Origin of the sequence: Rhizobium sp. BK289, from assembly GCF_014193575.1 — a bacterium.
GTDB lineage: Bacteria > Pseudomonadota > Alphaproteobacteria > Rhizobiales > Rhizobiaceae > Rhizobium > Rhizobium tropici_C.
The window spans coordinates 1-21778 of sequence record NZ_JACHZO010000018.1 but is presented as its reverse complement, the minus strand read 5'-3'; the positions used below and the strand labels follow the sequence as shown (position 1 = coordinate 21778).

Genomic DNA, 21778 nt, shown 5'->3' with positions numbered 1-21778 from the left:
TGTGATGAAGAAACTGATTGCCGGCAACTGGAAAATGAACGGTCTCGCTTCCTCCCTAGCTGAGATCGAGGCGCTGAAGGGAATTACGGGCGAGGCGGCATGTGACATCGTCGTCTGCCCGCCTCTCACGCTGGTCGAGAAAGCAGCCGAACGGGTGAGAGGATCAGGGATTGCCATTGGGGCACAGGATTGCCACGCGCGGACCTCAGGCGCCTATACCGGAGATGTTTCCGCCGAGATGCTCGCCGAAATCGGTGCTCGTTTCGTAATTCTGGGACATTCCGAACGGCGCTCGGCTTATAGGGAGACGGATGCCGCAGTTGCGGCCAAGGCCGCCGCCGTCCATGGGGCGGGGCTGGTAAGCATCATTTGCGTCGGCGAGACGCGAGAAGAACGGGACGAGGGCAGGGCGATCGAAGTGGTTCGTGCCCAGCTAGAAGCATCAATTCCCAACACTGCAACCAGTTCGAACACGACAATCGCGTATGAGCCAGCATGGGCGATCGGAACAGGACTGGTTCCGACCCTGGAACAGATCGAGGAGATACATTCGTCTATCCGCCAGGCACTTGAAAAGCGGCTGGGAGAAAATGGGCAGGGTGTCAGAATCCTCTATGGCGGCTCGGTCAAGGCGTCGAATGTAAAGGCGATCTTCGGCGTTTCCAACGTCGATGGCGCTCTCGTCGGAGGCGCGTCGCTGAAGGCATCGGAGTTTGCCGGGATTATTACGGCGGCCGCTTGAAATCGCCAGCAACAGGCAGGGCGATCGGCCCCTTGAGCCGGCGCCTGGCGTGGCTGTCATCGCGAAAGGAATAGAGAATGCAACGCTTCGAAAACAAGACTGTCGTCATCACCGGCGCAAGCCGCGGCATCGGGGCCGCGATCGCCAGACGGTTCGCGCGCGAGGGCGCCAATCTCGTAGTCTCGGCCAATGAGGATTCCGTCCATACGGTCGCCGATGCGATCAGGGCTGACGGCGGAAAGGCGATTTCCTTCGTCGGTGACGTGACCGACAAGGCCAGTGTGAAGGGTCTCTACGAGGCGGCCGAGACAGCCTTCGGCGCCGTCGATGTTTCCATCCAGAATGCCGGCGTCATCACCATTGCCCGCATCGAGGACATGACCGAGGGCGAATGGGACAAGGTCATGGCGGTCAACACCAAGGGCGTCTTCCTCTGCGCCCAGGAGGCGATTGCCCGCATGCGCAAACATGGCCGCGGCGGCCGCATCATCAATACCGCTTCCGGCCAGGCGCGGGACGGCTTCATCTACACACCGCATTACGCGGCATCGAAGATGGGCGTGGTCGGCATCACCCAGAGCCTTGCAAAGGAGGTCGCGACAGACGGCATTACCGTGAACGCCTTTTGCCCCGGCATCATCGAAACCGACATGTGGGCCTATAACGACCAGGCTTGGGGCAAGCTCTTGGGCAATTACGGCCCCGGCGAACTCATGAAGGAATGGGTCGAGGGCATTCCGATGAAACGGGCCGGATCTGGAGAGGACGTCGCCGGTCTCGTCACTTTCCTTGCCAGCGACGATGCGGCCTATATCACCGGCCAGACGATCAATGTCGATGGCGGCTTGATCATGTCGTAGTTCGACAATGAGGAACGGTGCGTTCATTGGGCGGATCGGATTCTCGACGATTTGGCGATCAAAGCCTCTTGCGGAATGAGGCATTGATCCCTTATCTTTCAATTGTTCTCAGGGCGGGGTGTAATTCCCCACCGGCGGTATGGGGAGTTTCCTCGAGCCCGCGAGCGCCTTCCGAGCCCTCGGAAGGGTCAGCAGATCCGGTGAGATGCCGGAGCCGACGGTATAGTCCGGATGGAAGAGAGCAACGCAGGAGACGCCGCGTCGTGGCGGCGTTCACATGCTTGTTCGCCCAAGGGAAAATGGTGGCTTTGACCGGCCATGCACGCCGTTTCGAACGGCAACCCTTGAAAGGCAGGAAAATGGCAATTTCGAAAATTGAAGATGCGATCGCTGCGATTGCGCGGGGCGAGATCATCGTAGTTGTGGATGATCGCGACCGCGAAAACGAAGGCGATCTGGTGATTGCTGCGGAAGCGGTCACACCGCAGGCGATCGCCTTCATGATGAACCATGCCCGCGGTCTCATCTGCGTTCCGATGGAGGGTGAGAGGCTCGACGAACTCGACATTCCGTTGATGGTGCCGCGCAACACCGAAGTCCTCAAGACCGCCTTCACCGTTTCGGTCGACTACATCCCCGGAACGACCACCGGAATATCCGCCGCTGACAGAGCAGCAACCGTCCAAGCTCTCGTCAGGGATGGTGTACGCCCGGAGGAATTTGCCCGTCCTGGTCATATTTTCCCTCTTCGCGCCCATCCAAATGGCGTCTTGTCGCGTCCGGGGCACACGGAAGCAGCCGTGGATTTGGCTCGGATTGCAGGCCTTTCGCCGGCCGGCGTCATCTGCGAAGTAGCGAACGACGACGGCACGATGGCCCGACTTCCGGAACTCGAGATCTTTGCCGAACGTCACCATCTTCACTTGATCACCATCGAGGACCTGATCGCCTATCGATTGGCGAACATGCCTGAGAAAGCGGCCTGATCTGTCGGGGCGTTCCGCCAGCAGGCTGAGCGCCCATCGCCAAAGCGCAGGGAACGAATCTGAAAGACCGCGATGCCCAGGTATAATGTGCTTCAATCGTCATATTCCTGGAGGTTTACAGCGGGCTCCGATCCTTCAACCGAGTCCAAGGTGCACGCCGGTTCCATAAATCCGACTATGCCGGATTGGATGCCTAAGCCATTGAGAATATGGGATGTAGAGCGACAATCTGGCTGAGATCCGCGTCTCATCTTTGTTGTCGCGCTGCAATGGGATGCGACACGAAAACATCGGTTCGATTCCTTATTAAGAGCTCACCCCTTCCCCGCCGTTCATCCCGCCTCAAGAACTACCTTCCCAAACCCACCACCTGCTTCCATGCGACGATGGGCATCTGCGGCTCTATCAAGTGGAAAGACTTCCCCGACGAGTGGTCGAAGCTGTCCGTCACCGAACATCGGTAGCGTGTTCTCCGCAAAACGCCGAACCATGGCGCGCTTTTCCTCAATGGCGCGCGACTTCATAACCGTCCCGATCACCCTCAGGTGCTTGTAGAGCACTGTGTCGAGCGGAATGATCGCGTTGTCGTCCCGGCCCAGCAGCCCGACCTGCACAAGGCGCCCGCCTTCAGCAAGGCTGCGGATATTCCGGGCGAGATAGCTTCCGCCAACGAAGTCGATGACTACATCGGCGCCGCAGGATCCAGTCGCATCGATGATCTCCGCCTCGAAATCCTGCCGGTGGTAATCCCACACAGCCTCGGCGCCAAGAGAACGAACCTTGTCGATATTGCTGTCGGAGGCGGTTGCGAACACTCTGGCTCCCATCGCCACTGCAAGCTGGACCACTGCAGATCCGATCCCACCGGCGGCGGCATGGACGAGCACGCTCTCCTGTAGTCGTATCTGGCCGAGATGGCACAGAGCTTCGTAGGCGGTAACGAAGCTCTCCATGACAGCCGCCGCTTCTACATAGGACATAGCACCTGGTATGTGGATGGACAGGCCACTGTCTGCTCTGGCAACTTCCGCATAGGCTCCGCCGCCAACGATCGACATTACACGGTCGCCGACGGAAAACTTCGAGACGGCTTTGCCGACAGCGATGACCTCTCCGGCGACCTCGAGGCCGAGGATAGGGCTGTCTCCAAAGGCGCGCGAGCCGTAATGGCCTTCGCGCTGAAGGAGGTCAGCCCGATTGACGCCAGATGCCATGACCTTCACGAGGATGTCGGTCGACCGGAGCTCGGGATAGGGAACCTCGGCAAGCCGGAGCACATCCGGCCCACCAAAGTCGTCGAAGATGATCGCCTTCATTGGTCTTTTCCTTACCTGGCGAGAGCACGGCGTGCGATGCTTGCGGCGAAGAACGGCGTTTCGCGTCGATTGTGATCGCCACCGGCCGCCTGCCGGGCGGCGGCCGCGTCCTCGTAAGTGACGCCGTGCTCTTCCAAAAAGGTCATGAAGGCATCCGTCGGATGCGCGGTCACCCGATTGGTGTAACGCGTCCGGTTTTCGTCGATCTTCTCGGCGATCAGTTCCCAGACTACGTTGACCTGCGTGCGGCCGTTCGCTGTGAACACATCCGAGATGGAGTTCATGCGGCAATAGGCAGCCTCGGCAACCTCGGCGACATAGTGCTGGACGACCAGCCCGGAGCCGATCTGTTCGACGTTGATCGACATGCGGCGCCCATCATCCGTCCACGTGATGCCGGCTGCGATATGATCCGGCGCGCAGCAGCGCAGATATTCGGCTTCCGGCAGCGTGAAGAGCCAATCGGCGATATCGATCTTTTCGAAGGGGACATCGATCTCGGCCGAATATGCCGACTGCGAGAGAATTGTGTCGAGAACCTTGACCATGGGGGACTTCCTTCTGTTGAGTGATGGGCTAGACAAGCGCCCTGTTGACGAGAAGGAATGTGCTCCGGATGTTCTTTGGTGATAACGACCTCAATGCTCGAAACCGTTTTGCGCTGTAGGCAAAGATGAGAGATCCACGCTTTGCCGAACATCTGGCCGTGTATGTCGAGGTTGTTCGCTCCGGGAGCTTTTCAGCTGCGTCCCGTCGGCGTGCGGTAACCCCTTCGGCGATTGTTCGACAGATCGATGCACTCGAGCAGGATCTTGGCGTTCCACTGCTGGTTCGTTCCACCCGGGCCCTTTCCATGACCGATGCCGGCCGGCATCTCTATGACCGTGCCCAGCGTCTGCTCGATGACCTGGCCGACACTCATGCCGAAGTTGCCGCGTTCGACGGTGCTGTCGGTGGCACCCTGCGGATTGCCTGTTTCCCGACGTTCGGCAAACGATACGTCATTCCGATCCTGGGTCCGTTGATGTTCGAATATCCAGCTCTTAGGGTGGAACTCGATCTGACAGAGCGCCTCGCGGATCCCGTGGCCGAAAGACTCGATCTGGTCATCCGCATGGGGGAGCTTCAAGACAGCTCGCTGATCGCCACAAAGATCGCGCCTCTAACGCGGGTCTTGGCCGCAAGCCCGGTCTATCTCGAGCGCTTGGGGATGCCACAGTCATCAGAAGACCTGGGAAGGCACAGACTGCTCGACAAGCTTCACGGCAATGATCTGCTGGGCTGGTCGGATCTGCTGGGCAGCCCAGCCAGCGTTAAGGTCTGCGACTGCGTCGCCTTCCGCTCGGACGACTTCGAGGCATTGAACAGTGCAGCGATCGCTGGAATGGGGATCGCCCTTCTTCCGGCTTGGGTGTCAGGACCATCGATCAAGGCAGGCGAACTGATCCGCATTCCGCTGGACGACGAGGCGTGGAACGGCAAGCCTCCGGGCATCCACCTCCTGCGCGCGCTCCATGAGCCCTCGGCGAAGGTTCGAGTGTTCACGGAGAGGCTCAAGGCCTTTATCGGATCACCGCCCATCTGGTCATGACGCTGTTTGCAAACCCAAGCCCCTCAAAAGTTCGTAGTTTCAAACGCGGGTCGAGCTCGCTTTTTCTGTTGCACTGAAAGTTCGTATCCCTTCACATTAACGGACCCGATTTTGTTAACTGTGGGTGGATCTTTGAAAAGTGGCCCTACAGCCAAGTGCGGGACGACTGCTCTGCGCCTTTATTTCAGTCACTAAGCTCGGGTCGACATGATTTCAAAGCCTGCCGTCCCGACGACAGTGGCTTCGAAGGCTTTCCGCACTTGTGGGCGTTGCCGTCCCTGAACCTCTCAAATCTTACCCCGGTGATAATCAAAACGGTGGCCCCAAAACTCTGAGAGACGAGCCGTTGCACCGCTCCCCTTGCGTTTCCGGCTTCCGTGAATTAAATGTAGTTACGTAACCACAAATATCGAGATCACGAACTTTGGAGCTTACCATGACCGTCACCATGCTTTCAGGCCGTGAACTCAATCAGGATCTTGGGCGCGCGAAGCGGGCCGCACAGGAAGGACCTGTGATCATCACTGACAGGGGACGCCCCGCGCACGTCCTCTTGTCGTTCGATGAGTACAAGCGGCTTACCGGCAAAATGCGGACTCTCGGTGATATGCTGGCCGCGCCAGGTGGGGATGACGTTGATTTGCCGCTCCCGCAGCGTACTGAATATGCCAGGCCGGTTGACCTGTCCTGATGCTGTTGCTCGATACCAACGTCGTGTCCGAGCTCCGCAAGGTCGCGAGCGGCAAGGCCGACCCCAATGTCGTGGTCTGGAACGAAACAGTCGATCCGGCCGAATGCTTTATTTCATCCGTGGTTCTGCACGAGCTAGAGATTGGCGTCCGGCTGGTCGAACATAATGACGCAGTCGCAGGCAAGGTGCTGCGCGGCTGGCTGGAAAATATCGTCCTCACGGCATTTTCCGGCCGCATCCTGCCGCTGGACGAGGCGTCGGCCGTTCAGGCAGCGAAATGGCATGTTCCCGATCCCAAGCCGATCAATGACGCCTACATTGCTGCGGTAGCCTTCACCCGGCGCATGATACTGGTTACGCGAAACGTTAAGGATTTCGATGGCATGGGGGTGATGCTCATGAATCCGTGGGATATGCCCGCGTAACAGTTGAGATTCCAGACAAGGAGTATGTCGCGGCCCAAGGGCGTTGCATTGGCCGAAATGGGCGGATCAAAGTCAAGGTAGATGAGAATGGAAGCGTTTACGTCGGCGGTGCCAGAAAAACTGGTATCGACGGGACGCTAAATTATTGATCTACCTTGCATCTTAAGGCTGACGTTGAGCCGATCCAAATAGCATGATGTGCGGTTCTGATCCTTTCAAGAGCGCCGTTCTTAATGGTTCTAGTATCTGGCCATTGCTGACCGAAACAACGGCCTTGATAAGGGCGACGTTCCGATTTTGAAGCGGCAGAGTCCCTCGATTTCTCGTGCCGCATCGAAAACATCAACCAGATCTTTGCGTACTTAGCTTGTTGACCCAACATTCCATGTCGAACATACGTGAGTTTGGCTACTGCAATTTGAGGACCGGCGCCGGCGATATCTATCCATGATCCACCGGCGTTCGAGATCAACGATGATCGTGCCGTAGCGCCTCGATTTTCGCCAACTCCAGTCATCGATACCGATGATCCGTGCCGAGGGTTCTTCATCGAGCCGTGAAGCATTTCGCTTCACGTGCCGAAGAATGGCGTCGTCGCTGATCGGCATCCCAAGCCGTCTCATCAAGTGCTCTCCGGGCCGTCCACCGGTGCTATGACCCAGCAGGCCGACTAATTCGGCGACCCTCCTTGTCCTACCTGCGTAAGGCGAGGCAATCGCCGGGATCTGATCCGTGAATGTTTGCCGCTTGCACTGCCGATATCTGCAACGCAAGCGGCTTAACTGGAGCTTTACTGTCACGTCGTTGCCCTGGATCGGCAGGTCTTGGAGACTGCGGTACCACCAGCCGTGCCGACTTGCGCTCCGATGTCCGCAATCAGGGCATATGCCCGACGATGGTCCGCAAGCAGACACGATCCAATCACCCCCGCCGTCAGACACGACGCTTTGCACCTTAATGCCCGCACCGGGCGACCATTTCGATTTCGTTCGCATGCCCGGCCTTAGCGGCGCGAATGCCAACGATTTGTTAACCACACAAAGTGAGGAAGACCCCAAAAAAAATTCTGTCCTACCGTCGAAGCAGGGGCGGTGTTTGGCAAATCACCTGGCTGACTTTTTTCGTCGGAGAGTAACGGCGGCTCAGCCGACAAGGCTAAGAACAAGAGACTTTGCCGTAACGGAAAGCCGATCGATGCACAGCCGCTCCTCGGTCAGTCATACCTCACCGAGCGGGCATGGATCGGACCATTGTCAGGCAACGAACGGAATTCGCACATGGCGGCGCTGCAAGCACGAAATGTACGCGAAAACACGGTTCTCCGCATTGACTTTAAGTCACGACGAATCAAATGCTTGCCCGCCTGACAGAGGAGAACACTGATGGCCGATGAAACCACGATTGAGACCACTGCGATGACAGAACAGCCGGTCGCAGCCCCCGCTGAGAAGAAGACACGCAAGCCACGGAAGCCGAAAGTCGCTGCCGAAGCCACTACCGTCGATGCTACTGCTGCACCCGTTGAAAAGCCGGCCAAGAAGACGCGCGCAAAGCGTGGCTCCAAAGTGGCTCCGGTCAAGGCCGAGAAGGCGGTTGCCGCACCGAAGGTGGCAGCCGCTCGCGCGCGCCGCGTTAAGGCTGCTGCTCCCGCTCCGGTCTCTACCGCTGCCGACGTCATTGACGATGTCGCCGACCTCATCAAGCTTGAGGAAGAGAACAAGCAGCTTCGTAAGGAGCTCTCCGAAAAGCTGCGCGCCGAAAATGCAGATCTGCGCAAGCGGCTCGGCAAGGCCTGATTTCTGGTTTGGAGCGGCGCCACGTATTTCCATGCGATGGCGTCGCCGATCTTTCGTCTGATTGGTCGGGATCAATAGGTCCCGGTGACAATGAATGACCGTGGCAATGTCTGCCGCCATGCTTTGAAGGTTACATGTGATGAGAACACCATGGAGATTTGTAGCTGACCTGGTGTCGCGTAAACCGAAACCACACAGTCGTGACGAGAGCCCAACAGTCGAAGCGAAGACCATTGCTCTCGAATACAAGCCTGTCCCCGAAGAGGGACAATCTGGCATCGGCGCGACGGCAGTCGACGGCTCCGAGGCGCAGGTCGAGGCAAGCCGACCCGAACCTGATACCGCTATGACTGAAGCCGGAACAGCGGCATCAATTGCGGCAGAAGCTCCTGTAGTCGCAGTCGGTGACGACGAACCCGCAAGCCTCACTACCGCACAGCGCGCCGATAAAACATCAACTGCTTCCGCGGGAGCCGAGGCTGTCAAGGGAACGACTAAGGGAGCGCCCACGCGGCGGAAGAAGGTTGCGTCGATCGTGGAGCCGGTGGACTCGATCGGTACGGCTTTAGAGGAGGCTCCCGCCGTCGCTGCCGGTCCAAGATCGTTCGCGGATGAAATGGCCGACCTCGATGCGGAGGTCGCTACGTTGCGGCGTCAGCTTGCAACGAAGCTCGTCGAACAGAACGCGCAGTTGCGCAAGATGCTCGCCAGGTTCGACGTGCATTGATCGCGGACCGCCATCCGACAGCGGGAAAGGCCCCGCCGCTGGCGGAGCCTCGTGATGTCAATCAATCCGGTTCGAGCGGGACCATGAGCTGGAGACCGTCTTCGCCGTCCACCTCGGCGAGCGTTGCATAGATCGGGGCCGGGAAGCTCGGATCGTCGAGCTTGACCGAGAGATACTCGCGGCCCTCACCGGAGGTCTTCTGTCAGGCGGCGCCCAGCTCGACGCTACCGGCATAGAGGCGGAACTGCAGGCCCTTGTCGGAAGGATTCTCGACCCGGGCGATGCGAGCCTTGACGTTGAGGGCGGGTGCGAATGGAGCCGGTGAAGCCAAAAACGTGTATTACCTTGCCATAATAATGATCGCACAACGCGTAAAATCTGCTTTTCGGCGTAACGAGGTGGCTCCAGTTGACCCATCAGAACATTTAGTGAGCATACAGCGTATGACCGGACGTAAGGGCGAACTATCTCCCGCTGCCGTAGACCGTGGATGGCCCTATCAGGTCGCCTTGCTGGCTGACCTCTGCGGCTATACGAACTTCTATATTCACGAGGAATTCTGCAAAGGCTCGTCCCGCTGCAAGCGCGGACACCCCGTGTTCTATGAGGATAAGCATTATCTGGTGCATTGCTTTTCAAGCCGAGGAGACGCGCAGGCCTTCATGCAAGAATTTGGTGGAGAGTGGTTTGATCCGCGAAGGGGAAGGGTACCAACTGGAACAAGTGGTATAAAGGCCGGGCTGCACCCGGAAAGTGAGTCTGCTTGAAACATCACTATATTCCACAATTCTATCTTCGGCCGTGGCTGAGTGACCATGACAAACGGCTTCAGGAGTTCAAGCGGGGTCATCATAACCAGATTTCGACCAAGCGCATCTTTACCAAGCAGACGGGATACGCCATCAATCTGTATACGCTGCCGGGTGTGACGGAGGAAACCAAGCAGAACGTCGAGCGGTTCTTCATGAGCTTCGTGGATGATTCAGCCGTAAAGGCCAGGGACCTGTTGTTGGCAGGAGAAATCCCCACGAATGCCAACTTGCGCCATTCATGGGCGCGTTTCCTTGTGTCCCTGGTGTTCCGGAATCCCGAAGAAGTGGCGAAGTTCAAGCGGCAATTTCGTGAGATGTTGCTGGCACCAGATGCCGAAATCCAACGAAGATATGAGGAGTATCGGCGCGAGGATGATCCGGAACGGTTCGAGGAGTGGATTAATCGGCACGATCCGACACATGCGGAAAGATCTGCGGTCCTGACATTGGCGCGTCTCGTCGAACACCGCAATGTTCTGCGACTGATCCGAAACATGTACTGGCGGGTGATCGACACGGGCCGAATGGCTCGAAAACTTGTCACATCCGACCGGCCTGTGATGATGACCAACGGGCTTGGGCGGTATGACGGACATTTTGCCATTCCGATCAGCCCGACAAAACTGTTTATCGCTTGTACCACCCAGCAATATCTCAGTGAGGTGGAAGCTGTCCCGCTCGGTAAACTGGTTCGAGGCGCAAACGATGCGGCCATAGGGCAGGCAAAGAAGTTCGTCTACGGAGTAGATGATAGTCAGATGTCCGAGATCAGGCGACGGATGGGCAAAAGGGATTCCCCTTCCTTTCTCAGGGCATCTTAGGGCGGCCGAAGTGCATTAATCGATGGGTTCGGATGTTTCCTGAGATTCAGCAGGATGCCATCTGTCAGGATTGTCTATCTCGTGAGCGAATGGCAAGTCTCCCCAAGGGACGTCAACAGCTGAAGGGCAATCCATGCCGGTGCATTGCTTCGTGCTGGAAACTGTTTCATGTGCATTGGGATCTCCCTTTTCAATTGTTGGTTTTCCCACGTTTTCATCGGGTTTCAAATCTTTTGCGGGAGTCAAAAGAGCGGTGGACGATACGGCAATCCCTTGCGCAAGAGGTTTAAGCATTTCGTCACCCCCTGTATGTTCCTGAGGTATTGAGCATTGGCCGTCGTCGATGGTGTCATCGCGCATACCATTATGCCAACCGCTGCCCCCATTGTTCGTCACGTGCACCACCTTGCCAACAGCCTTAAGGCCGTTACCAGCGTCTTTCACTGCCTGTCCGGCAATTTTGCCAGCGCCGTGAATAACATTGCCAAACATACCTCCAGCATCAGATTGTTGAGCAAATGCAAGACTGATGACGCATGCCGAAGCCACTATTGCAGCCCGTCTAACCTTCGCAGACATATTTGCCTCCCAGGCGTTTACGCGGGACTCCCCGGCGGATGAATTTCATGTGGTGACGATTTTTGTTTAAATTAGAAAAAGCATAGATTAAATTTTTGTAATAGGAGGGGCGGCTGCGCAAAGCTCTTTCCTATAGCACTCCAGCGCGGCGTGTTCCTTTCTGGTCGCGCGTCAAGTTCAATCCGAAGTGGCGAGTTCTTGTTGGCGTCCATAAATGCGCGATAAGCTTCTACCCGCGCATTTTCGGCGGAGATCCATCCATCCCGCAAAGCGGAAAGCCGCACCTTATGGGAAGCACGGCTTTCGTCGATAGTGTCCGCCATCGCTAGAAGGAAATCTCGTCGTCAAACGGGCCGTCCGTCATAGCAGGCGGTGACGCGGGCGATGCTGGCCGTTCAGCTCCTTCCATTCGGGCGACTTTACGATGATGTCACGGACGCCTTGGGGTAGCGAATCGAATGCGGTCTGGTCGAAGTCGTAGCCATGCTGGCGAACTGCCAGGCGGAAGTCTGACGAACCCATTTCGCCGGACAACTCATCAATCAAACTCACAAGCGCACGGATTTTCTCGGCCTGACGGCGACTTTCAGCATTACGCTTGGCGTGAGCGTGAAGCTCAGCAAACGGCGCAATAGCAGACTCCTCCTCGCCCACAAAAGGGTCGGGATCGCCGAGCTAAATGGTTTGGTGCTTTAATGCGGGACACCCACTTGCTAGCAAACTACATCCCCAATCCCAGCCCCTTGTTCAGGGTCCGCTTCAACTCATATTGACGCGATAGCTCTACCCTGTGCGCTCAATCGGTTAACGAGCGACAGCCCCTCGATCCGGTGGAGCTTATCGGCAACCGCCGGCCCAAGCGCCTGGGCGATCGTCTTCGCCTCATGGAGGGCCTGTTATCCTTCCGGCGTGCTGGACAGTTGCTCCAGGAACATTATTCAGCAGTTCGGCAATGAATTGAGGAGCGGATCTGGCTTGACGACCTCCGGTCCGAAATGGAGACCGCCGTAAAACGGCCGGATGTCGCGTAGATCCAGGTCGTCGAGCGCAAACGAAACATGAGGGGCGTAGTCTCGATAAAACCATGTCATTCCGGCTCTGCGAAACTCAGCGTGACGGCGCGAAAGCTTGCCGCAGGCAAAGGCCAGCACGACAACGCCGCCGAAGTTCAGGAGAATTCTTCGTCGGCTCGCACGGACCGTCAAACCTTTGGCGGAAGGCACCAGTTGTTGGCAGAGGTTCAGGTCGGTGAACTTCCTGACCGTGACATGCAGAGTGTCGGCCTGAACGATCTCCTGAAACCCCTCCATGACCGCCCACTCGAGGATTTCGCCTCGATTAAGAAGCTCTCTAATGACGAACATTCTCAGCACTCCGGCAGCGCTATGGCACAGCTGACGGACTGACCAACTCGCCTTCCACGGTGACGATGGTCGATCCGTAGGGCTCGCGGGCCGTGACGATCAACGCACCGTCCGGCAATGGCCGCGCAAGATCCTTGGCCTCCTCCCACGGCGCCCTCATCCAGACATCGGTCTCTTCCCTGGTCAGCAACAGCACCGGCATGGCCTTGCCGTGGATCGGCTTGACGAGATCGTTCGCGTCAGTGGTCAGGAACCCATAGAGATCGTCAGTCGTCATCCCATCCCTGACCTTGCGCACCGATGTCCACTGCGGAACATGAATGCCGGCGAAAAACATCAGCGGCTTGCTCTCATCGCGCGCGAACCAGGCATTCGGCACATTGCCGCCCGCCTCCTGGCTTGCAGGATCCGGCTCGGCAAAGCTGGTGACGGGAACGAGACAGCGGTTCTCGACACCAAACCAGCGCTTCCAGTGCGGAAGCTTGAGATTGCGGACATTGGTGACGCCACGGTCGACCTGCTCACGCAGCAGTTGGTCGAAGTCGAATTCCTTGCCCTTTACCCGAAGCTTTTCAGCCTTGGCTTCGGCCGCCTTTACGAGGGCGAAAGGTGGTGATGGAAGACCCCAGCGGGCATGGACGAGCTGCTTGCCTCCATCAGCGGTGTTGCGGACGATCGGCCCCATCTGGTCCGGGTTCATCTGGTAGGCCGGCATCAGGTTGATCAGGCTCTCGGCGTCCTGAGCCCACTTGTTCACCCAGTCCTTGTCTTCCATGCGGTACAAGTTGCACATCGACGCTCCACCTCCCTTGAAGCCGGCCGACATGGTAGCCGACGAACCGCCGGAACGCCAACTGGCAGCTGTTGGCGGATTGGCGCCGAAAATTTCTCCCAAGCTTCGCCAGCGTCCTGTCGAAGTCATGTCCATGATTCCCAACAGGAATCTTAAAGTCGACTAAAATAGAGGGATAATATTCCTATTTCGGGTTGCTTGACTCGCGAATCGAGTTGGAACATTTAGTGAACAAATACACTTGACCGACATCACGTCGATGCTAACGCGACCTCGCAAGGACCCGTGAATGATGACTGCTGCCCGGAACCGGGTGATATCCGATCTGAAGGACCGCATCGCGTTACTGGAAGGAAACGCGGACAGGAGACGCGGCTGCCTCGCCTTCGGCGTGCCGGAGATCGACGCCGTATTGCCGGGTGGCGGTCTTGCCTATGGCGCCGTGCATGAGTTCGCAGGCGGCGGAACAGGCGTCGTCGATGGTGCTGCGGCTGCTCTGTTTGCCGCCGGCATTGTGGCCCGGACCAGGGGAAAGATCGTCTGGTGCCTGACACGGCCGGACCTGTTCTTTCCGGCGCTGGCGCAGGCAGGCCTGCACCCGGATCGGGTCATTTTTGTCGAAGCCGACGGCGAGGAAGACGTTCTCGCCTCGATGGAAGAGGCTTTGGCCTTTGGTGGGCTTGGCGCCGTCGTCGGTGAGATCGTCCGGCTGCCGATGGTGGCGTCGCGCCGCCTGCAGCTCGCGGCGGAAAAGACAGGGACGATGGGCCTGGTGGTCCGGCGCTGGCGCCGGCAGGTGGAAGCATCGGATTTCGGGCAGCCGACGGCGTCGACGACGCGGTGGCGGGTAAGCGTCTTGCCATCGGAGGAATTGCCGGTTCCGGGCCTTGGGCGGCCGCGATGGCTGCTGGAGCTGATCAGAGTGAAGGCGGGTGAGTGCGCTGAGTTTATCGTGGGAGCGTGCGATGCCACGGGTCGTATCCATCTATCTGCCGGACCTGCCGATCGAGCGGATCAGGCGCATGGATCAGAAAGCAGAATTATCGCCTGACAGGGCGCTGGTGCTGATCGCCAGCAGCGGCTCCAAACGTTGGATATCCGCGGCCGATGCAAAGGCCAGGGAAGCCGGCATTCGTGTGGGCATGCCGGCCGCCAAGGCACAGGCGATGGTGCATGGTTTGCAGTTCGTCGATGCGGATCCCTCAGCCGATGCGGAAGCGCTCGAACGCATCGCGCTCTGGTCCCTCTCGCAATATTCTCCGATCGTCGCCGTTGACGGCACGGATGGCATCGTCATGGATACGGAAGGCGCTGATCATCTGCGGGGCGGCGAGCTTGCGATGCTGACCGGGATCGTCAACCGCTTCCGGGCGCGGGGGCTCACCGTCCACGCGGCGATCGCCGACACGTGGGGTGCGGCCCATGCCTGTGCCCGCGCCACCCGCCGCGAGGCTGTCATCATCCCGCCTGGAGAGGCCGCCCGCGCCGTCGAACACCTGCCGATCTCGCAGCTGCGGCTATCGCCGGAGATCGTCGCCAGCCTTCGCACCCTCGGCTTCAAGACCATTGGCGAGTTGGCGGCAACACCGCGCGCACCGCTGGCGCTGCGCTTCGGTCCAGAGATCGGAAGGCGCCTCGACCAGATGTTCGGCCGTGTCGCTGAGCCGATCGATCCCATCCGGGCGCCGGAATGGATCGAGGTCGTCAGGGCCTTTGCCGAACCAATCGGTGCGGCCGAGACCATCGACAAATATGTCGGCCGCCTCATCGTCAGGCTGGTGGCGGAATTACAGCGCAACGGGCTCGGTGTCCGTCGCACAGATCTGATTGTCGAAAAGGTCGATGGCAGCAGGCAGGCGATCCGCGCCGGCACGGCGAAACCGGCCCGCGACATCGCATGGCTGACCAAACTGTTTCGCGATCGAACGGAAAAGATCGAGCCAGGTTTTGGCATCGAGAAGCTGACACTCGTCGCCGTCATGACCGAACCGCTTGGCGAGCAGCAGCGGTCAGCGCTCATCAATGAGAACGATCAGGACATCACGCCGTTGATCGATACCTTCGGCAATCGCGGCCAGCGCGTCTATCGCGTCGCGCCGGTGGCCTCCGACGTCCCCGAACGCAGCGTCCGGCGGATCTCGGCGGCAGCCGAAGACATCACGGAAACCTGGGTGCATCACTGGCCGCGTCCCGTGCGGCTGCTGGCGCGGCCGGAAGCAATCGACGTCATCGCGCTGTTGCCGGATCATCCGCCTGTCTCCGTCACCTGGCGCGGCAAACGCCGGCGGGTCAAACGCGCCGATGGTCCAGAGCGCATCTTCGGGGAGTGGTGGACCAGGAGTTCCGAATTCGACGCGGTGAGGGATTATTTCGTGGTGGAGGACGAGAGTGGCGAACGTCTTTGGATCTTCCGCTCCGGTGATGGTGTCGATGCGGCCACCGGTTCGCATCGCTGGTTTTGCCACGGGATCTTCGCATGAGCTACGCCGAGCTGCAGGTCACCACTCATTTTTCCTTCCTGCGCGGCGGGTCGTCGGCCGACGAGCTGTTCCGGACGGCCAAGGATTTGGGCATCAGCGCGCTTGGGATCGTCGACCGCAATTCGCTCGCCGGTATCGTCCGGGCATTGGAGGCGTCGCGGGCGACTGACGTGCGCCTCGTCGTCGGCTGCCGTCTCGATCTTGCCGACGGCATGTCGATCCTGGTCTATCCCACCGATCGCGTCGCCTATTCCCGCCTGACCCGGCTGCTGACGCTTGGCAAGGGCAGAGGCGGCAAGGGCAACTGCATCCTGCATCTCGACGACGTCGCTCTTTATGCCGAGGGCCTGATCGGCATTCTCGTGCCCGATCTTGCCGACGAGACCTGTGCCCTTCAGCTTCGGAAGCTTGCCAAGATCTTTGGCGATCGCGCCTATCTGTCGCTCTGCCTGCGCCGGCGGCCCAATGATCAGCTGCGGCTGCACGAGTTGTCCAACCTTGCGGCGCGCTACAAGGTGAAGACGGTTGTCACCAATGACGTCCTCTTCCATGAGCCGTCGCGCCGGCAGCTGCAGGATATCGTCAGCTGCATCCGCAACAACACCACGATCGATGAAGTGGGCTTCGAGAGGGAGAGGCACGCAGACCGTTTTCTCAAGCCGCCGGAGGAGATGGAGCGACTCTTTCCGCGCTATCCCGAAGCGCTCGCCCGCACGCTCGAGATCATCGAGCGCTGCACGTTCTCGCTGGACGAGCTCACATATCAATATCCGGAGGAGGCGATCGTTCCTGGCAAGAATGCCCAAGAATCTCTCGAGCATTATGTCTGGGAGTGCATTCCGAACCGCTATCCCGAGGGCTTGCCGCCTTCGGTGTTAAAAGTGGTCCGGCATGAGCTCGATCTCATCCGCATCATGAACTACGCCCCCTATTTCCTGACAGTGTTTTCGATCGTCCGCTATGCCCGCGCCCAGGGCATTCTGTGCCAGGGGCGGGGATCGGCGGCCAATTCCGCCGTCTGCTATATCCTCGGTATTACCTCGATCGATCCCGAGACCAACAATCTGCTCTTCGAGCGCTTCGTCTCCCAGGAGCGCGACGAGCCGCCGGATATCGACGTCGACTTCGAGCATGAGCGGCGCGAGGAGGTAATCCAGTGGATCTACAAGACCTATGGCCATGACAAGGCGGCTCTTTGCGCGACCGTCACGCGCTACCGCGCCAAGGGCGCGATCCGCGACGTCGGCAAGGCGCTCGGCCTGCCGGAGGATGTCATCAAGTCGCTGTCGTCGGGCATGTGGTCGTGGTCTGAGGAGTTGGTGACCGAACGTAGCCTGCGTGAGCTCAACCTCAATCCAGACGATCGCAGGCTGGCTCTGACCCTAAAACTGGCACAGCAGCTGATAGGCGCTCCGCGCCATCTCGGCCAGCATCCCGGCGGCTTCGTGCTAACCCACGATAGGCTCGACGATCTCGTGCCGATCGAGCCGGCATCCATGGTCGATCGGCAGGTGATCGAATGGGACAAGGATGATGTCGAGGCGCTGAAGTTCATGACGGTCGATGTGCTGGCGCTCGGCATGCTCACCTGCATGTCGAAGGCTTTTGCCTTGATCCACGACCACAAGCATCTGGATCTCGATCTGGCTCAAATCCCTCAGGAGGATCCGGCGACCTATGCGATGATCCGCAAGGCCGATACGCTCGGCACCTTCCAGATCGAAAGCCGGGCGCAGATGTCGATGCTGCCGCGCATGAAGCCGCGCACCTTCTATGATCTCGTCATCCAGGTCGCGATCGTCCGGCCCGGCCCGATCCAGGGCGACATGGTGCATCCCTATCTGCGTCGGCGCGAAGGCAAGGAAAAGGTCGACTATCCGACACCGGAGCTCGAGGCCGTTCTCGGCAAGACGCTGGGCGTGCCGCTCTTCCAGGAGAGCGCCATGAAGGTGGCGATGGTCTGTGCTGGCTTTACCGGCGGCGAGGCCGATCAGCTGCGCAAATCGATGGCGACCTTCAAGTTCACCGGCGGCGTGTCGAAGTTCAAGGACAAGCTCGTCTCCGGCATGGTCAGGAACGGTTATACGCCGGAATTCGCCGAAAAGACCTTCTCGCAGCTCGAAGGCTTTGGCTCATACGGCTTCCCGGAGAGCCATGCCGCGAGCTTCGCCCTGATCGCCTATGCCTCATCCTACGTGAAACGCCACTATCCCGACGCCTTCTGCGCGGCCCTTCTGAACTCGCAGCCCATGGGCTTTTATGCGCCGGCGCAGATCGTTGGCGATGCCCGCCAGCATGGTGTCGAGGTCCGGCCGGTCTGCATCAATCGCTCGCGCTGGGACTGCACGCTGGAACCGGTCGAGGGCAGCGACCGCCATGCCGTTCGCCTCGGTATGCGCATGGTCCATGGTCTTGCTCAGGTCGATGCGGCCCGCATCATCGCCGCCCGCGCCGACCACCCATTCGACAGTGTCGATGATCTCTGGCGGCGATCAGGCGTGGCGGCCGCATCCCTCGTTGAGCTTGCCGAGGCGGACGCGTTTCTGCCCTCACTCAATTTGCAGCGCCGTGATGCGCTCTGGGCGATCAAGGCGCTGCGCGACGAGCCCCTGCCGCTCTTTGCCGCGGCCGCCGAGCGCGAGCAAAGGACGATCGCCGAGCAGCAGGAGCCGGAAGTCCAGCTTCGCCAGATGACGGAGGGGCATAATGTCATCCAGGACTATAGCCACACCGGGCTCACCCTCCGTCAGCATCCGCTCGCCTTCCTGCGCCGGGATCTCACCGCCCGCGATATCGTCACCTGCCAGGAGGCGATGTCCGCCCGGGACGGCCGCTGGCTGATGACGGCTGGTCTCGTGCTGGTGCGCCAGAAGCCGGGTTCAGCCAAGGGCGTCATGTTCCTCACCGTCGAGGATGAGACAGGCCCCGCCAATGTCGTTGTCTGGCCCAGCCTCTTCGAGCGCCGCCGGCGCATCGTCCTCGGATCCTCGATGATGGCGATCAACGGCCGCATTCAGCGGGAAGGGGAGGTGGTCCATCTCGTCGCCCAGCAGCTGTTCGATCTGACATCCGATCTCTCCGGCCTTGCCGATCGCGATGAGGCCTTCAGGCTGCCGACTGGTCGCGGCGACGAGTTCGCGCATGGGACGCCCGGCAGCCCGGATTCGCGGGAGCGGGCGATAATGAAGGCACGGGAGATTTATGAGCCGGATCGGCTTATTGAGAGGTTGAAGGTGAAGAGTAGGAACTTTCAGTAGGAGGGGCTGCGGTCGACTTGGACTCGATGACTGACGGGAGCGAAAGGCCATCAGGTTTGTGAATGCCGCCATTCACATTGGGCGATGGCCATGGGCGGACCAAGGGCTATGTTCTTCGCACCGACTACTCGCAAACCGTTTCGCGCACGACGACCCGATGATGATGGCGTTAACCGTAGTGCCTCTCCGTCCAACACCGTCGATGATACCTGGAGCGCGGGCGTCATAGTATCCATCATCTGCGTAGGCCGGCCGATCGCGATAAAAGCGTGGCGGCGCATCGTAGTCGTAGCGAGGCCCAACTCCATATTCAAAATAGACCTGAGAGAATGCCGACGACGCCGCCAAGGTCGCGGCGAGCGCCAGCGCTGCGATTGCAATTCTTTTCATGGCTTTCCATTCCAATTACATACCGCTCCGGCGCGCTAAGCTGCCACGAGCACTGCTGGTGGATACGGACCAAAGCCCCAGCCGTGGAAGGACTTAGGCCTTAGATCTCTGCTCGCTCATAGGAAAGGGGTGGACTCCCCATTCTTACAGCGTAAGATGAAGCATCGTCACCAACCGAGTAAGTAGGCAGTGCCGACTGAGGGCTTATACGTGCTCCCGCCTGCGACACGGACGGATGGCATTATGCCCTTTCGGAAATTCGTATATATTCCAAACGATCCCGGTTTTCGCGAAGCTTTGATACTTTGGGCGCGCAAATTTGCCACATCCGACATCGCAGCAAGGCGTGCCGCTCAGCGGACGATTGATGTGTTGTGCGACAATCCCAATCTCCTCGACGGACGAGACATAAACGAAGCAATTTTCACGCTTTTGCGTCGGCACGCATTCGATGAAATCGAATTGTCGCCTGAGCAAGGCATGCACGGTGACGACGTCTTGTCCGAGAATGAGCCGATGTGCTGAAGTGAACGGCCCATTGCCCAGCAGCAATAGCCCTGCCTCGGGATCCGAGGCAGGGCCGTGAGATCACGCAACGGATCTATCGTGCGAAGGACATTCGGGTCAGGCAGATGCGATCGCATCGCCAGCTGGCAAAGACTTTTCGAAATTTTCTCTAAAGGGCTTTATCCGAGGCCATACCAGACCGGTGCGTTCGACTTCTTACCAGGTCTGACGGCCATACCAATCGTCAACGTCGGATTTGGCGCGGTCCTTCGCAAGGCCGTACCGCTCCTTGATCTTGCCTTCGAGCTGATCTCGCTTGCCGGCGATTTGATCAAGATCATCGTCAGTAAGTTTACCCCACTGTTCCTTGATCTTGCCCTTAACCTGCTTCCAGTTGCCTTCGACGCGATTCCAATCCATGGCAATTTCTCCTTTTCGGGTTACCAAGGATCAATGCTCAAAGATGCGAATTGTTCAGTTCCAAGCGACGGTCACTGCAGCACGTCGTATCTTCCGGATCGATGTCGCATGTATCTACGTCGTCTTTGGCGAACAATCAGGCGACTTTCGATGCGAGCATTTCGTTGATGCAATCTTCGTTGCGCGCTTCCAACTGCTGCATCGGAAAAGCATTGATGAAGATGCGGATTGTTTCGCCGAGATCGGCACCGGATTGCGACCAGCCCGGACCGCAATTGACCTGCTCGTCGGCGAGATCCTCGACCTCGAACAGACCGCAAGTTTCGCCGGCCTCGTCATCAACGGCAAGCTGAAGCGTCCCGAAACTTCGGTGTTCGTCATTCCAGTAAACCGCGATCTCGAGAAAGCGGATGCCCGACCGATTTCCGACCTCCGTCAGTAGCAAGCCATGAACCTCGTCTGTCGCGAGCGGCTGCGGCTCATCCCAGCAAAGCTCCTCGTCCAAGGTCGGGTAGTCCATGACGTTTTCCAAGAGGTCGCGCATCCTGCCGAGATGGCGAAGCATGTCAGGCGACTTGCCACGGAAGCCAGGCACATCGTCTCTGAACGTATCGAAGGCATGCCGGCCCAAGTAGCCGACGAAGTCATAAAGCGCCTGCGCTTCGTCCTGAGCGATAGTGAGAACACCGTCTCTCGGCCGTGGATCTCTTGAATATTCAAACATTGCTATCTCCTCCGATTTCGAAACTAGGAACCCAGCCGCGCGTAAAGCCAACGCTCATTCCGGCCTCGCAAAGTGCCAGCTGTCCTCGAACGAATTGCAGTTCGGCGAGCAGAGCGCCCATTGCAGCACAAGCATTGCCTTCGAAGAGCTCGAGAACGGAAGCGACCTGATCGGATTGCGGTTCATCTGTTTGAGCTGATGCGGTTGTCATGAGGCAATACGTCTCCTGCACCCCAAAAACATAGGGTGCCAAACTGCTGATTTGTCGATATGAAAATTGCGCGGCCGGTTTTCGCTCCGGCAATTTGTTCCTATTATGTTCTCATTTTAAATGGAGTCAAGAGCACGTCCTGTCCGGTCGAAAGCGAACAGCCTGGTGGCGCGAGTCCAAAAGCTTGCAGCGGAATATGACCGAAATTATTTCTATCCGCATACGGGATTGTCGATAGGTTGGAGGAGGAAAACGGCAATGACCGAGCGGTTTGTCAGCAAGTATG

At 58.8% G+C, this 21778-nt stretch carries 24 protein-coding genes, 2 pseudogenes and 1 riboswitch; of the genes and pseudogenes, 14 read left to right on the top strand and 12 right to left on the bottom strand.

Translation table 11 applies throughout. The features are described from left to right. Positions 1–4: 4 nt before the first annotated feature. The 3 genes from tpiA to ribB all read left to right on the top strand — a co-directional run bounded on the left by tpiA (position 5) and on the right by ribB (position 2588). Positions 5–742, top strand: a complete 738-nt coding sequence (gene tpiA / locus FHT84_RS26810) for a triose-phosphate isomerase (RefSeq protein WP_169646326.1) — start codon at positions 5–7, stop codon at positions 740–742. 77 nt (positions 743–819) lie between these two features. After that, positions 820–1602 carry a glucose 1-dehydrogenase gene (locus tag FHT84_RS26805; protein WP_112342945.1) on the top strand — a complete coding sequence of 261 codons (783 nt, stop codon included), beginning with the start codon at positions 820–822 and terminating at the stop codon, positions 1600–1602. Positions 1603–1702: 100 nt separating this feature from the next. After that, positions 1703–1849, top strand: a riboswitch (FMN riboswitch). 112 nt (positions 1850–1961) lie between these two features. Further along, on the top strand, positions 1962–2588 hold the full coding sequence (gene ribB / locus FHT84_RS26800) for a 3,4-dihydroxy-2-butanone-4-phosphate synthase (protein WP_112343067.1): 627 nt from the start codon (positions 1962–1964) through the stop codon (positions 2586–2588). A 332-nt stretch (positions 2589–2920) separates the two neighbouring features. On the opposite strand, the gene FHT84_RS26795 is transcribed toward ribB, so the two are convergent. Together FHT84_RS26795 and FHT84_RS26790 are read right to left on the bottom strand one after the other, a co-directional pair. After that, entirely contained in the window at positions 2921–3904 is a 984-nt protein-coding gene (locus FHT84_RS26795) for an NAD(P)H-quinone oxidoreductase (protein ID WP_183765130.1), read from the bottom strand. Between the two features lie 11 nt (positions 3905–3915). Beyond that, on the bottom strand, positions 3916–4452 hold the full coding sequence (locus FHT84_RS26790; RefSeq protein WP_112340186.1) for a hypothetical protein: 537 nt from the start codon (positions 4450–4452) through the stop codon (positions 3916–3918). 125 nt (positions 4453–4577) lie between these two features. On the opposite strand from FHT84_RS26790, the gene FHT84_RS26785 reads away from it, so the two are divergent. The 3 genes from FHT84_RS26785 to FHT84_RS26775 all read left to right on the top strand — a co-directional run bounded on the left by FHT84_RS26785 (position 4578) and on the right by FHT84_RS26775 (position 6611). Further along, positions 4578–5495, top strand: a complete 918-nt coding sequence (locus FHT84_RS26785) for a LysR family transcriptional regulator (RefSeq protein ID WP_112340187.1) — start codon at positions 4578–4580, stop codon at positions 5493–5495. 436 nt (positions 5496–5931) lie between these two features. Then, the gene (locus tag FHT84_RS26780; protein WP_112340188.1) at positions 5932–6186 is read left to right on the top strand and encodes a type II toxin-antitoxin system Phd/YefM family antitoxin; all 255 of its coding nucleotides are present in this window, start codon (positions 5932–5934) and stop codon (positions 6184–6186) included. After that, positions 6186–6611: a type II toxin-antitoxin system VapC family toxin gene (locus tag FHT84_RS26775; protein ID WP_112340189.1), complete on the top strand. Its 426-nt coding sequence runs from the start codon at positions 6186–6188 to the stop codon at positions 6609–6611. Before FHT84_RS26780 ends, FHT84_RS26775 begins: the two co-directional genes overlap by 1 nt. A gap of 443 nt (positions 6612–7054) precedes the next feature. Here FHT84_RS26775 and FHT84_RS26770 read toward each other — a convergent pair. Beyond that, positions 7055–7528, bottom strand: a pseudogene (locus FHT84_RS26770) (transposase family protein); the annotation flags it as partial. A 465-nt stretch (positions 7529–7993) separates the two neighbouring features. On the opposite strand from FHT84_RS26770, the gene FHT84_RS26765 reads away from it, so the two are divergent. Both FHT84_RS26765 and FHT84_RS26760 read left to right on the top strand, forming a co-directional pair. Beyond that, the gene (locus FHT84_RS26765; protein WP_183765136.1) at positions 7994–8407 is read left to right on the top strand and encodes a hypothetical protein; all 414 of its coding nucleotides are present in this window, start codon (positions 7994–7996) and stop codon (positions 8405–8407) included. 139 nt (positions 8408–8546) lie between these two features. Then, positions 8547–9134 (top strand): hypothetical protein, encoded by a 588-nt coding sequence (locus FHT84_RS26760; protein ID WP_183765173.1) that lies wholly within the window; start codon positions 8547–8549, stop codon positions 9132–9134. Positions 9135–9191: 57 nt separating this feature from the next. Here FHT84_RS26760 and FHT84_RS26755 read toward each other — a convergent pair. Next, positions 9192–9475, bottom strand: a pseudogene (locus FHT84_RS26755) (DUF736 family protein). A 102-nt stretch (positions 9476–9577) separates the two neighbouring features. On the opposite strand from FHT84_RS26755, the gene FHT84_RS26750 reads away from it, so the two are divergent. Both FHT84_RS26750 and FHT84_RS26745 read left to right on the top strand, forming a co-directional pair. Continuing rightward, positions 9578–9901: a hypothetical protein gene (locus FHT84_RS26750; protein WP_246698646.1), complete on the top strand. Its 324-nt coding sequence runs from the start codon at positions 9578–9580 to the stop codon at positions 9899–9901. Further along, complete coding sequence (locus FHT84_RS26745; RefSeq protein WP_183765138.1) at positions 9898–10767, top strand: DUF4238 domain-containing protein; 870 nt, start codon at positions 9898–9900, stop codon at positions 10765–10767. The genes FHT84_RS26750 and FHT84_RS26745 overlap by 4 nt, the downstream gene beginning before the upstream one ends. A 15-nt stretch (positions 10768–10782) precedes the next feature. Here the strand turns inward: FHT84_RS26745 and FHT84_RS26740 are convergent, their stop codons facing one another. The 4 genes from FHT84_RS26740 to FHT84_RS26725 form a co-directional block, all read right to left on the bottom strand. After that, positions 10783–11346 carry a hypothetical protein gene (locus FHT84_RS26740; protein WP_183765141.1) on the bottom strand — a complete coding sequence of 188 codons (564 nt, stop codon included), beginning with the start codon at positions 11344–11346 and terminating at the stop codon, positions 10783–10785. A 360-nt stretch (positions 11347–11706) separates the two neighbouring features. After that, entirely contained in the window at positions 11707–12000 is a 294-nt protein-coding gene (locus FHT84_RS26735) for a hypothetical protein (RefSeq protein WP_183765144.1), read from the bottom strand. A 284-nt stretch (positions 12001–12284) separates the two neighbouring features. Beyond that, on the bottom strand, positions 12285–12710 hold the full coding sequence (locus FHT84_RS26730; RefSeq protein WP_183765165.1) for a phage prohead protein: 426 nt from the start codon (positions 12708–12710) through the stop codon (positions 12285–12287). A 19-nt stretch (positions 12711–12729) separates the two neighbouring features. After that, positions 12730–13503 carry an SOS response-associated peptidase gene (locus FHT84_RS26725; RefSeq protein WP_183765167.1) on the bottom strand — a complete coding sequence of 258 codons (774 nt, stop codon included), beginning with the start codon at positions 13501–13503 and terminating at the stop codon, positions 12730–12732. Between the two features lie 292 nt (positions 13504–13795). Here FHT84_RS26725 and FHT84_RS26720 point away from each other — a divergent pair, with 292 nt between their 5' ends. The 3 genes from FHT84_RS26720 to FHT84_RS26710 are packed head-to-tail and all read left to right on the top strand — an operon-like array spanning position 13796 to position 19240. Next, on the top strand, positions 13796–14554 hold the full coding sequence (locus tag FHT84_RS26720; RefSeq protein ID WP_183765170.1) for an ImuA family protein: 759 nt from the start codon (positions 13796–13798) through the stop codon (positions 14552–14554). Then, positions 14469–15983, top strand: coding sequence for a DNA polymerase Y family protein (locus FHT84_RS26715; RefSeq protein ID WP_183765147.1), 1515 nt, complete (start codon positions 14469–14471; stop codon positions 15981–15983). Before FHT84_RS26720 ends, FHT84_RS26715 begins: the two co-directional genes overlap by 86 nt. Beyond that, positions 15980–19240 (top strand): error-prone DNA polymerase, encoded by a 3261-nt coding sequence (locus FHT84_RS26710; RefSeq protein ID WP_183765149.1) that lies wholly within the window; start codon positions 15980–15982, stop codon positions 19238–19240. Before FHT84_RS26715 ends, FHT84_RS26710 begins: the two co-directional genes overlap by 4 nt. A 72-nt stretch (positions 19241–19312) precedes the next feature. Here the strand turns inward: FHT84_RS26710 and FHT84_RS31555 are convergent, their stop codons facing one another. Continuing rightward, a complete protein-coding gene (locus tag FHT84_RS31555; RefSeq protein ID WP_246781525.1) occupies positions 19313–19630 on the bottom strand; it encodes a hypothetical protein in 318 nt (105 codons plus the stop codon). 243 nt (positions 19631–19873) lie between these two features. Here FHT84_RS31555 and FHT84_RS26705 point away from each other — a divergent pair, with 243 nt between their 5' ends. Further along, positions 19874–20155 carry a hypothetical protein gene (locus FHT84_RS26705; protein ID WP_183765152.1) on the top strand — a complete coding sequence of 94 codons (282 nt, stop codon included), beginning with the start codon at positions 19874–19876 and terminating at the stop codon, positions 20153–20155. A gap of 198 nt (positions 20156–20353) precedes the next feature. On the opposite strand, the gene FHT84_RS26700 is transcribed toward FHT84_RS26705, so the two are convergent. The 3 genes from FHT84_RS26700 to FHT84_RS26690 form a co-directional block, all read right to left on the bottom strand. Further along, the gene (locus FHT84_RS26700; protein WP_183765155.1) at positions 20354–20557 is read right to left on the bottom strand and encodes a CsbD family protein; all 204 of its coding nucleotides are present in this window, start codon (positions 20555–20557) and stop codon (positions 20354–20356) included. 136 nt (positions 20558–20693) lie between these two features. Beyond that, positions 20694–21281, bottom strand: coding sequence for a hypothetical protein (locus tag FHT84_RS26695; RefSeq protein WP_183765158.1), 588 nt, complete (start codon positions 21279–21281; stop codon positions 20694–20696). Further along, the gene (locus tag FHT84_RS26690) at positions 21274–21492 is read right to left on the bottom strand and encodes a hypothetical protein (protein WP_112345365.1); all 219 of its coding nucleotides are present in this window, start codon (positions 21490–21492) and stop codon (positions 21274–21276) included. The genes FHT84_RS26695 and FHT84_RS26690 overlap by 8 nt, the downstream gene beginning before the upstream one ends. Positions 21493–21778: the final 286 nt, after the last annotated feature.

What these genes read in the sequence shown, in the direction of transcription:
- FHT84_RS26740 (WP_183765141.1), bottom strand. Translation starts at nt 11,346, where the DNA reads ATGTCTGCGAAGGTTAGACGGGCTGCAATAGTGGCTTCGGCATGCGTC.
- FHT84_RS31555 (WP_246781525.1), bottom strand. Translation starts at nt 19,630, where the DNA reads ATGAAAAGAATTGCAATCGCAGCGCTGGCGCTCGCCGCGACCTTGGCG.
- FHT84_RS26760 (WP_183765173.1), top strand. Translation starts at nt 8,547, where the DNA reads ATGAGAACACCATGGAGATTTGTAGCTGACCTGGTGTCGCGTAAACCG.
- FHT84_RS26705 (WP_183765152.1), top strand. Translation starts at nt 19,874, where the DNA reads ATGCCCTTTCGGAAATTCGTATATATTCCAAACGATCCCGGTTTTCGC.
- FHT84_RS26690 (WP_112345365.1), bottom strand. Translation starts at nt 21,492, where the DNA reads ATGACAACCGCATCAGCTCAAACAGATGAACCGCAATCCGATCAGGTC.
- FHT84_RS26695 (WP_183765158.1), bottom strand. Translation starts at nt 21,281, where the DNA reads ATGTTTGAATATTCAAGAGATCCACGGCCGAGAGACGGTGTTCTCACT.
- FHT84_RS26775 (WP_112340189.1), top strand. Translation starts at nt 6,186, where the DNA reads ATGCTGTTGCTCGATACCAACGTCGTGTCCGAGCTCCGCAAGGTCGCG.
- FHT84_RS26710 (WP_183765149.1), top strand. Translation starts at nt 15,980, where the DNA reads ATGAGCTACGCCGAGCTGCAGGTCACCACTCATTTTTCCTTCCTGCGC.
- ribB (WP_112343067.1), top strand. Translation starts at nt 1,962, where the DNA reads ATGGCAATTTCGAAAATTGAAGATGCGATCGCTGCGATTGCGCGGGGC.
- FHT84_RS26715 (WP_183765147.1), top strand. Translation starts at nt 14,469, where the DNA reads ATGCCACGGGTCGTATCCATCTATCTGCCGGACCTGCCGATCGAGCGG.
- FHT84_RS26700 (WP_183765155.1), bottom strand. Translation starts at nt 20,557, where the DNA reads ATGGATTGGAATCGCGTCGAAGGCAACTGGAAGCAGGTTAAGGGCAAG.
- FHT84_RS26795 (WP_183765130.1), bottom strand. Translation starts at nt 3,904, where the DNA reads ATGAAGGCGATCATCTTCGACGACTTTGGTGGGCCGGATGTGCTCCGG.
- FHT84_RS26780 (WP_112340188.1), top strand. Translation starts at nt 5,932, where the DNA reads ATGACCGTCACCATGCTTTCAGGCCGTGAACTCAATCAGGATCTTGGG.
- FHT84_RS26785 (WP_112340187.1), top strand. Translation starts at nt 4,578, where the DNA reads ATGAGAGATCCACGCTTTGCCGAACATCTGGCCGTGTATGTCGAGGTT.
- FHT84_RS26720 (WP_183765170.1), top strand. Translation starts at nt 13,796, where the DNA reads ATGACTGCTGCCCGGAACCGGGTGATATCCGATCTGAAGGACCGCATC.
- FHT84_RS26750 (WP_246698646.1), top strand. Translation starts at nt 9,578, where the DNA reads ATGACCGGACGTAAGGGCGAACTATCTCCCGCTGCCGTAGACCGTGGA.
- FHT84_RS26765 (WP_183765136.1), top strand. Translation starts at nt 7,994, where the DNA reads ATGGCCGATGAAACCACGATTGAGACCACTGCGATGACAGAACAGCCG.
- FHT84_RS26805 (WP_112342945.1), top strand. Translation starts at nt 820, where the DNA reads ATGCAACGCTTCGAAAACAAGACTGTCGTCATCACCGGCGCAAGCCGC.
- tpiA (WP_169646326.1), top strand. Translation starts at nt 5, where the DNA reads ATGAAGAAACTGATTGCCGGCAACTGGAAAATGAACGGTCTCGCTTCC.
- FHT84_RS26790 (WP_112340186.1), bottom strand. Translation starts at nt 4,452, where the DNA reads ATGGTCAAGGTTCTCGACACAATTCTCTCGCAGTCGGCATATTCGGCC.
- FHT84_RS26730 (WP_183765165.1), bottom strand. Translation starts at nt 12,710, where the DNA reads ATGTTCGTCATTAGAGAGCTTCTTAATCGAGGCGAAATCCTCGAGTGG.
- FHT84_RS26725 (WP_183765167.1), bottom strand. Translation starts at nt 13,503, where the DNA reads ATGTGCAACTTGTACCGCATGGAAGACAAGGACTGGGTGAACAAGTGG.